Source organism: Labilibaculum sp. K2S, from assembly GCF_030372765.1.
Lineage (GTDB): Bacteria > Bacteroidota > Bacteroidia > Bacteroidales > Marinifilaceae > Labilibaculum.
The window spans coordinates 43,197-49,648 of record NZ_JAUCMW010000008.1 but is presented as its reverse complement, the minus strand read 5'-3'; the positions used below and the strand labels follow the sequence as shown (position 1 = coordinate 49,648).

9 protein-coding genes are annotated in these 6,452 nt (G+C 30.6%); 4 read left to right on the top strand and 5 right to left on the bottom strand.

Features of this window, described 5'->3' with window-relative positions:
* Positions 1-18: 18 nt before the first annotated feature.
* Both QUH73_RS20900 and QUH73_RS10990 read left to right on the top strand, forming a co-directional pair.
* Positions 19-120, top strand: a complete 102-nt coding sequence (locus QUH73_RS20900) for a bacteriocin (protein ID WP_289530489.1) — start codon at positions 19-21, stop codon at positions 118-120.
* Between the two features lie 259 nt (positions 121-379).
* A complete protein-coding gene (locus QUH73_RS10990; RefSeq protein WP_289530488.1) occupies positions 380-1,243 on the top strand; it encodes a sensor histidine kinase in 864 nt (287 codons plus the stop codon).
* Positions 1,244-1,293: 50 nt separating this feature from the next.
* Here the strand turns inward: QUH73_RS10990 and QUH73_RS10985 are convergent, their stop codons facing one another.
* The 3 genes from QUH73_RS10985 to QUH73_RS10975 form a co-directional block, all read right to left on the bottom strand.
* Positions 1,294-1,623 carry a hypothetical protein gene (locus tag QUH73_RS10985; RefSeq protein WP_289530487.1) on the bottom strand — a complete coding sequence of 110 codons (330 nt, stop codon included), beginning with the start codon at positions 1,621-1,623 and terminating at the stop codon, positions 1,294-1,296.
* Between the two features lie 12 nt (positions 1,624-1,635).
* Positions 1,636-2,658 carry a Holliday junction branch migration DNA helicase RuvB gene (ruvB, locus tag QUH73_RS10980; protein ID WP_289530486.1) on the bottom strand — a complete coding sequence of 341 codons (1,023 nt, stop codon included), beginning with the start codon at positions 2,656-2,658 and terminating at the stop codon, positions 1,636-1,638.
* A gap of 136 nt (positions 2,659-2,794) precedes the next feature.
* A complete protein-coding gene (locus QUH73_RS10975) occupies positions 2,795-3,175 on the bottom strand; it encodes a response regulator (protein ID WP_156194762.1) in 381 nt (126 codons plus the stop codon).
* 757 nt (positions 3,176-3,932) lie between these two features.
* On the opposite strand from QUH73_RS10975, the gene rpiB reads away from it, so the two are divergent.
* Positions 3,933-4,373, top strand: a complete 441-nt coding sequence (gene rpiB, locus QUH73_RS10970) for a ribose 5-phosphate isomerase B (protein ID WP_289530485.1) — start codon at positions 3,933-3,935, stop codon at positions 4,371-4,373.
* 129 nt (positions 4,374-4,502) lie between these two features.
* On the top strand, positions 4,503-4,946 hold the full coding sequence (locus QUH73_RS10965) for an RrF2 family transcriptional regulator (protein WP_289530484.1): 444 nt from the start codon (positions 4,503-4,505) through the stop codon (positions 4,944-4,946).
* On the opposite strand, the gene QUH73_RS10960 is transcribed toward QUH73_RS10965, so the two are convergent.
* On the bottom strand, positions 4,941-5,369 hold the full coding sequence (locus QUH73_RS10960; RefSeq protein ID WP_289530483.1) for a VanZ family protein: 429 nt from the start codon (positions 5,367-5,369) through the stop codon (positions 4,941-4,943). The two genes, QUH73_RS10965 and QUH73_RS10960, sit on opposite strands and share 6 nt — an antisense overlap.
* A gap of 257 nt (positions 5,370-5,626) precedes the next feature.
* Complete coding sequence (locus tag QUH73_RS10955) at positions 5,627-6,346, bottom strand: head GIN domain-containing protein (protein ID WP_289530482.1); 720 nt, start codon at positions 6,344-6,346, stop codon at positions 5,627-5,629.
* Positions 6,347-6,452 lie beyond the last annotated feature (106 nt).

The following is a 6,452-nucleotide window of genomic DNA, read 5'->3' as shown; positions in this document are numbered from 1 at the left end:
CAATAAAACAAAACAGCAATGAAAAATTTTGAAATAGTATCTCAGGAAGAATTACAAAACATCAAGGGCGGTATCAACGAAATGACTGATGTAAGTACCTGTGAAGATTGCATCGTGTAAGTCATAAATATATCTTTAAAAACATTGACAATGTTATTCTTATAATTTATATTTACTGGGTTCATGAATAATTTTGAAGAAATATATACACAAGAACTACATCTTCTTAAAGGTGGAGTAAATGAAATGACTGATGTAAGTACCTGTGAAGATTGCATTGTTTAATAATCCCTATACATTTTATTCATAAAATTAGTGTTTTTTGTAGTGTACAAACAAAAGGCTAATTGACTCTATTATTGAGACCAAATTCATTTGCATGGAGAGACGTCCTACATATAAAGAACTGGAGCAATTGCTGAAAGAAGAAAAAGCTAAAACTGCCAAGGCAGAAGTGCTTAAAAATTCTTTTCTGGCAAATATGTCACATGAAATTCGAACACCAATGAATGCCATTATCGGTGCTTCAGAATTATTACGTGATGATTCTCTTTCAAAAATAGAGCGAAATGAATTTACTAACATTCTTAATTCAAGCAGTAAAGAATTGTTGGATTTATTTAATAGAATACTTGAACTTTCCCAATTAGAAAGTGGGTCTATGAATTTCCAGGAATCGGAAATATCAGTTCACACTTTGTTTATTCAATTGTATTCTATATTCGGACAAAACATTAGTGATTCTCAGAAAAATTTAATTCTAAATTTCACAGAAGATCTTCAAGAAATTAAAATATTCACGGATCTCGATAAATTAACGAAGGTTCTATCCTATCTTCTCGAAAATGCAGTAAAATTTACTGAAAAAGGAGAAATTGATTTTGGTTGTGCTATTCAGGATAGAAATAATATTCTTTTCTACGTAAAAGATACTGGTCCTGGAATTAACAAAACTGAGCAAGAAAAAATATTTGAAAAATTTACGCAAGTGGATAATTCATACACAAGAATTTATTCAGGTGCCGGATTAGGTTTGAGTTTATGCAAAGAGATTGTAAACTTTTTAGGTGGTAAATTATTTATTGATTCCCACCTTGGACAGGGTTCCATTTTTTATTTTACAATTCCGCTAAAATATTCAGAATCAAACCTAGTTTTGAAAGAAAAAATAGAAGCTATTTTAAAGCTTAATATTAACGATATATATTCTTTATCTACTATTAAAAAGAATATTGCTATTTAGGAAAATTACTAGGTAATAAAAAGGAGCTTGCTGGTCACAAGCTCCTTTTTTTATTTCGATTTAAAGGATATTTCTTTTAAATTAAGTAAGAGGTCAAATACAATTGTAAGTATTAAAAAGTTAAACTTTTGATTCCAATCGTAAAAAAATCCTATACAAGCCACAATCATAAATAAAATATTTGCCAAACGCAGAACATCCAAAATTTTAAATGATTTAACACTTTCATAACTTAGTGTACTAAATCTGTAAAATACATTAAGAACAAGTCCCAGACTTAAAACAGCCAATCCGTATTTCTCAGCTTGCAAAATAAATAAGGCACCAATAATAATTAGTATTGTTGCAATGGTATAAACAATTGGTAATATTTTATTCATCTATTTTTATGATTAAAAAAGTAGTTCAGGATTAGTAAATTTGTTTTTGCCCAAATGTGCGTACGCCAGAGGAGTTACCTCTCTTCCTCTGGGTGTTCTTTTAATAAATCCTTCTTTAATTAAAAACGGTTCGTAAACTTCTTCAATTGTGCCACTATCTTCTCCAACAGCTGTTGCAATTGTTGAAATACCAACCGGCCCTCCATTAAATTTATCAATCACTGTATTTAGAATTCGATTGTCCATTTCATCCAAACCGTGCTTATCAATATTTAGTGCTTCTAAAGAAAATTTAGTTATACTCAAATCGATATTTCCATTTCCCTTAACCTGAGCAAAATCGCGAACCCTTCTTAAAAGTGCATTTACAATTCGTGGTGTACCTCTGCTTCTTGAAGCAATCTCACCGGCAGCTTCATGAGAAATTTCTACGTTTAAAATTTTTGCTGATCGTTCTACTATTTTTGTCAAAACAGGGAGGTCGTAATACTCTAAGTGACAATTAATTCCAAAGCGTGCACGTAAAGGTGAGGTTAGTAAACCCGAACGAGTTGTTGCACCAATTAATGTAAAAGGATTTAATTCAAGTTGGATGGAACGTGCAGCGGGTCCCTTATCAATCATTATATCGATCTTGAAGTCTTCCATAGCAGAATACAAATACTCCTCTACAATCGGACTTAAACGATGAATTTCATCGATAAACAACACATCGTTAGGTTCAAGATTGGTTAAAAGCCCGGCAAGATCTCCTGGTTTATCCATTACCGGACCCGATGTTATCTTTAGTCCAACACCTAATTCATTGGCCAAAATATTCGAAAGAGTTGTTTTACCCAATCCAGGAGGTCCATGAAGCAACACATGATCCAAAGCCTCTTCCCTCATTTTTGCAGCTTTAACAAATATACTCAGGTTTTCAACCGTCTTTTTTTGACCTCTAAAATCATTAAATTCAAGAGGTCGCAATTTCTTTTCATACTCTTTTTCGTTGTCCGAAAAATTATTATCTCTGATATCCAGGTGATCCTTCATTTGAAGCAAGATTTGACTACATTCATTTGTAAATAATGAAGTAATTATACAAAAAAGGTTACGGAAATTTATTAATAGACTTATCCCGAATTAGATTAATTCCTTTTCAAGGATAAAACTGAAGCTGCAAATTTATTTAAAGATCTAAACTTTTTAGCACTTTAAACAAATTATCAATTTCAAAAGGTTTCGCGATATGACCATTCATCCCATTTCTCAGACATTTTTCTTCGTTGGCAATCATGATATCTGCTGTTAAAGCTATAATTGGAATTTTCTGACCATTTTCCAGATTTCGAATTGCTCTCGTTGCATCTAATCCGTCCATTTCAGGCATCATGATATCCATTAAAATAAAATCGTAATCGCCTTGTTTAAACATCTCAATTGCCTCTATTCCGTTATTGGCAACATCAATTAAATAACCATATCGTCTTAAAGTAAATTTAACAACAGTTTGATTTAACTTATTATCCTCAACTAATAAAATGGAATAGTTTTTTGTTTCCCAGCTCATATTCTGTTTCGTGGATTTTTCAATGCAATGCAAGATAATAAAATCATAACAAAAACAAGATATTTGAAAGAACTAATGATTTGAATATATTTCATGCTTACGGTACACAATTAACCTTTATCAACAAGTCTAATATTATTATTTATTTTTTAAATTTCTTAAAAGAATATAATGATTAATATATCCTGTTAATACTGTTGGTAAGAGTTTCGGTATTTTGTTGATTTTTGATTTAAATTGAACCTAGTAACAGGAAATGAACAGGTATTGTTAATTTTATCATGTTTGATTTTCAGTGAAATAATGATGTTATTAACATGTTGTTTATAACTTGGAATATTAATAAAAATTTAATTTATTGATATTAACAGCCTGTTGAAAACCTGTTGAGAGATGTGAATCTTTAGATGAAAAATAAAGTTGTAATGGGATAATATTTTTTCTATACAATTATGAAATTGTATGATCCAAAGAAAAGATTGTAAAATTTAGTAAGGAAAAATCAACAGTATGTTAACTGAATGTGAACAAAAATGTTGATAGTAGTTAAATATTAGTGTAAGTATCAGATTTTCAGTCTTTCTGTTCATTGTTTTAATTCAATTGAATGTGAATATATTAAAATCTTTTTTTTTTAAGCAAATGAGTAATTTTAATTAGTTTTGTAGCCTTAAACAATGAATATTTTTGCGGATTTTATAGAATAGATTAAAAATTCATACTTTCTTAATCTACTTTATTTTGAAAAATTACAAATATGAAAACACTAAAAATAGCTATTGCATCAGATCATGCAGGTTATCAATTCAAGAATAGACTTGGAGAATTTTTAAAGGAAAACGGTTATTTGGTAACTGATTTTGGTACTGATTCGGAAGCTAGTATGGATTATCCTGATACAGCTCACCCATTAGCAGAGGCTGTAGCCGCAGAGAAATTTGATTTTGGATTTACTCTTTGTGGCAGTGGTAATGGAATTACTATGACAGCAAATAAGCATCAGAAAATTCGGGCCGCATTGTGTTGGAATTCTGAAATTGCAGAATTAGCAAGATTGCATAATAATGCAAATGTGTGTGGAATTCCGGCTCGATTTATTTCTTACGAAGAAGTAGAAAAGATTGCAAAGATATTTTTAGCTACTGATTTTGAAGGGGGTAGACATCAAACTCGAATCGATAAAATTCCTTTAAAATAGAGTGGTATTTTTTTGATAAACAGAATCTAAATAAGGAATTAAAGAATTAAAGATGCTTTATTAGTAGTAAATATTGTTATATTTGTGCTGATTATTAGATGAATGTGAGAGTAATACTAAATAGAAAGAATGTTATCGAATACCTGTAAATATGCAATTCGTTCAGTAATTTATTTATCACTGAACGGAACAGAAGGAAAGAAAATTGGAATCAAAAAGATTTCGGAAGATTTAGAAATTCCTACTCCATTTTTGGGCAAAATATTGCAAAGTTTAGCCAGACAAAAATTGCTTACTTCAACAAAGGGGCCTCATGGTGGTTTTGGTATGGGAAAAAAACCATCTGAAATTACTTTAATGAATATTGTAGAAATAGTTGATGGATTGGATATGTTCGAGAATTGTTTAATTGGTATGAAACCATGTAAAACACATACAAATAAGCAATCTCCTTGCCCGGTTCACAATCAGTTTGGAAGTATCCGACAAACTATTTATGATTTATTTAATGGCAAAACGATTGGTGAATTAATAGATGAAATGGGAACAGCCGAAGAATTTATTAGTTTATAATATTTTCTTTAAAAAAGATATCTTATTAAAGGGCTTGCGGTTTAACAGCAAGTCCTTTTGTTTTTTTAGCCAAGGATACATTATTATAGCAAAAATACCTCCTAAAATATCAGCGAATAAATCCCAATAATCACCGCTTCTATGTATAAAATAGTTTTGCTGAAGGTACTCTATTAAACTTCCGTAAAAGGCAATTAATACTAGTATAATTACTGCACTATAAATTCGTTTTAATTTCGTTTGAATACTTAGCTCTGCGAAGAGAAAAATTCCCATTATAAAGAACATTCCAAAATGAACAATTTTATCGAAGTGTGGTATTGATATTAGTGGAGTTTTGGGAAGGTCATCTCCAGGAATTGAGCATAGAATGAAAATGATAACTGCCCAAAGAATGTTGCGCCAAAATAATTTAGTATTCATAAAGTTTTGCTGAATTTTATTCAAAGGTAATACGCATTTTTAAGATTTTTATTTTTTCAGAAGAATACTTTCTTTTCTCTCAATGGAGAATTATTACTTGGTGGGTGATTGTAAAGAGTAAATAATTGGTTCATAACTTGTAAAATATTTTATTTTTATGATATATATTTTTGAGTGTTTATTGTTTTAAACGGCAATTATTGGATACAAAAAAAGGAATCAAATTGATCCCTTTTTAAGTTCGTATGTTGTTTTTATCAATACTTTTTTAAACTGCCCAGAAAAGAAATATCACTTGTAATTTTAGGTTCGCCCTTGTATTTAACCGAACCAATTCCTGAGATACTTACCCGAAGATCTTCTTCTACACAAATTTTACCACTTCCAACTCCACTAATATCAATACTTCCTCTTTTTACAATAAGATCGTAGGCACTTACACTACCTGCACCGGAAATATCAATTGAAACCTCGTCGCATTTGCCTGCCAGTTTAATGGTTGAAGCTCCACTATTATCAATTGATAATCGGTTAGCTGAAAGTTCTAAATCAGCAGAAGATGCCCCGTTTATTTCTATTTCCAACTCATCGAAACGCAGCATTTGATTGCTTTTTAAAGAAATTGCACCATTGGCTTTTAAGCCGTTAAGGTGTTTAAAACCGATGTATAATTTCAATTCTTTTGATTTGTAGATACTCTTTTCGGTTGATATGTAAAGTACGTTGCCTTTTACCTGGGTTTTAATAATCTCCATAAGATTTTCATCGGCAACTACTTTTAAGCTGTAGTCATCACCCTGTGAAAGAACAATGGTAAAGGCACCGTTTACCTTAATGGTTTCGAAAGAGCTTACTTTTCTTTCCTCTGTTTGCACATTTCCATTGCCTTTTACTCCATCTGCCTGAGCAGGAAGTATACATATAAGGCTGATAAACAGAATCAAGACTAAGGAAAATATTTTTCTAATTGGATTCATAACTGCTATTTTTAGGTATAAGTTCACTTTAGATTTGCTGATATAAAGACGTTTTTGGAATACAAGTGTTGCATTTTTTCGAAATGGATTATTTTTATAGCTAACA

Excerpts from the sequence above, each read along its gene's own strand:
- QUH73_RS20900 (WP_289530489.1), top strand. The coding sequence starts at position 19 with ATGAAAAATTTTGAAATAGTATCTCAGGAAGAATTACAAAACATCAAG.
- QUH73_RS10960 (WP_289530483.1), bottom strand. The coding sequence starts at position 5,369 with ATGAATACTAAATTATTTTGGCGCAACATTCTTTGGGCAGTTATCATT.
- QUH73_RS10990 (WP_289530488.1), top strand. The coding sequence starts at position 380 with ATGGAGAGACGTCCTACATATAAAGAACTGGAGCAATTGCTGAAAGAA.
- rpiB (WP_289530485.1), top strand. The coding sequence starts at position 3,933 with ATGAAAACACTAAAAATAGCTATTGCATCAGATCATGCAGGTTATCAA.
- ruvB (WP_289530486.1), bottom strand. The coding sequence starts at position 2,658 with ATGAAGGATCACCTGGATATCAGAGATAATAATTTTTCGGACAACGAA.
- QUH73_RS10985 (WP_289530487.1), bottom strand. The coding sequence starts at position 1,623 with ATGAATAAAATATTACCAATTGTTTATACCATTGCAACAATACTAATT.
- QUH73_RS10975 (WP_156194762.1), bottom strand. The coding sequence starts at position 3,175 with ATGAGCTGGGAAACAAAAAACTATTCCATTTTATTAGTTGAGGATAAT.
- QUH73_RS10955 (WP_289530482.1), bottom strand. The coding sequence starts at position 6,346 with ATGAATCCAATTAGAAAAATATTTTCCTTAGTCTTGATTCTGTTTATC.
- QUH73_RS10965 (WP_289530484.1), top strand. The coding sequence starts at position 4,503 with ATGTTATCGAATACCTGTAAATATGCAATTCGTTCAGTAATTTATTTA.